We start from the raw sequence: 1,872 nt of genomic DNA on the forward strand, positions 1-1,872 counted from the left end.
GGGCCGGGCAGCAGGGCCAGCAGGGCGTCGTTCAGCACTTGCACCTGGCCGCCGGGGCCCAGCAGGGCGTGGGGGGTGGGCAGGGCGGCAAACACCAACTGGAAATCGAAACCGGGGGCAGGCGCAGAAACGAGGGGCATGCAGCGGCAGGCGAGGTGGAAGGCGAGGTGGACCTAAAACCAAAGGTAACTGCCGGCCGCAAAGCCTCGCTCCATAATGCAAAAAAAGCCCCCGGCTGCGTGAGCTGGGAGCTTTTTATTGTACTTACCGGAGAATAATCAGGACCCTACAGCACGGGCTTCAGCAGGTTGGGGAACAGCTTCTGCACGTGCTCCACTTTGTGGGCCGATACGTTCTCGATGTAGGGGTTGTCGGGGTGCAGGCGGTAGTAGCCCTGGTGGTAGCCCTCGGCGGGCCAGAACTGCTGGAGCGGCACCACCTGGGTCACGATTTTGCCGTCGTACTCCTTCGAGCCGTTCACCTTGGCGATGGTCGTTTCCAGCATTTTCTTCTCGGCCGGGGTGCGGTAGAACACGGCCGAGCGGTACTCGGGGCCCGTGTCGGGGCCCTGGCGGTTGAGCTGGGTGGGGTCGTGCGAGGCGGTGAAGAAAACGTCGGCCAGCTGCTGGTAGCTGATCACCTTCGGGTCGTAGTAGATGTCGACGGCCTCGGTGTGGCCGGTTTCCTGGCCCGCTACCTGCTCGTAGGAGGGGTGGGCCACGGTGCCGCCGGTGTAGCCGCTCACCACCTGCTTCACGCCCTTTAGCTGCTCGAAGGCCTCTTCCTGGGCCCAGAAGCAGCCCCCGGCGAAGGTGGCCTGCGCCAGGCCGGCGGCGTTGGCCGGGGCGAAGCCGGCGGTGGAGCGCGTGGGGGTGCCGGGCTTGGCTTGCGCCTGGGCCTGCGGCGAGCCGCAGGCGGTGGCGCCGGCCAGCAAGGCCAGGCCGGCGGCCGTGTGCAATAGGTTTTTCATAGGAATAGTCGAAGTGAAAGCTGAAGTACGCAACGGCGGGCCCCGCCGGATGGGGGCGGGGCCCGGCCCGGTAGACGGCCCCGCGCGGCGAACCTTACACGGCCCGTCGCACAGATGCTGCTTTCTTAACAAAAAGCTGGCCGAATAGGCTCCCGGCAGCGCGGCAATTCGCCGGGCGCGCACCGGCTGGTGGCGGGTTTCACGAACTACTTAGCAACCATTTGTACATAGTATTGCCTTTTGGCCCAGGGCCCGACCCCGGCTTCCTTTCCTTCCTCCTTACCGCCACCCGCCATGCCTACGCCCTACCCGGTGCCGCATCGTTTCCGTTGGTACGCCCTCGCTGGCCTGGGCCTGCTGGGCCTGGGCACGGCCGCCCTGCGCCCCGCCGCCGGGGCCCCCGACGAAGTAATCCGCCGCCTGGTGCAGGGCGTGTAAACGTTCTACGCCGACGCGCGGCCCGAAAAACCCTACCTGCACCTCGACCAGGGCGGCTACGCGGCGGGCGAAACGGTGTGGTTCGGGGCCTACCTCGTGGACGGCCAGCAGCACCGGCCCGACTCGCTGAGCCAGGTGATGCACGTCGAGCTGGTATCGGCCCAGCACCGAGTGGTGCTGCGCCAGGCCCTGCACCTGGCTGGCGGCCGGGCCCCCGGGGTCCTGGCCCTGCCCGATACGCTGGCCCCCGGCACCTACCAGCTGCGCGCCTATACCGACTGGATGCGCAACGCCGGCCCCGACTACTTCTACCAGCCGCCGCCTGAGCGTGTGGCCCGCCACCGAGGGCAGCGCTGGCCCCGACGCCCGGGCCGCCGAGCGCGCCACCGCCACCGGCCGCCCCGCCGCGAAGCCCGCCGACTGGGGGCCCCCGCCCGACGTGCAGTTCTTGCCCGAAGGCGGCA

General features: G+C 68.6%; 2 protein-coding genes and 1 pseudogene. 2 read left to right on the top strand and 1 reads right to left on the bottom strand.

Annotation, left to right across the window (positions count from 1 at the left end; translation table 11 throughout):
* Positions 1-286 precede the first annotated feature (286 nt).
* Positions 287-970 (bottom strand): peptide-methionine (S)-S-oxide reductase MsrA, encoded by a 684-nt coding sequence (gene msrA, locus BEN49_RS14645; protein WP_070744611.1) that lies wholly within the window; start codon positions 968-970, stop codon positions 287-289.
* Positions 971-1,264: 294 nt separating this feature from the next.
* On the opposite strand from msrA, the gene BEN49_RS28070 reads away from it, so the two are divergent.
* Positions 1,265-1,408 (top strand): hypothetical protein, encoded by a 144-nt coding sequence (locus BEN49_RS28070; RefSeq protein ID WP_158022928.1) that lies wholly within the window; start codon positions 1,265-1,267, stop codon positions 1,406-1,408.
* Between the two features lie 75 nt (positions 1,409-1,483).
* Positions 1,484-1,872 (top strand): annotated as a pseudogene (locus tag BEN49_RS26330) (hypothetical protein); the annotation flags it as partial.

The sequence above is a fragment of the Hymenobacter coccineus genome (assembly GCF_001816125.1).
Classification (GTDB): domain Bacteria; phylum Bacteroidota; class Bacteroidia; order Cytophagales; family Hymenobacteraceae; genus Hymenobacter; species Hymenobacter coccineus.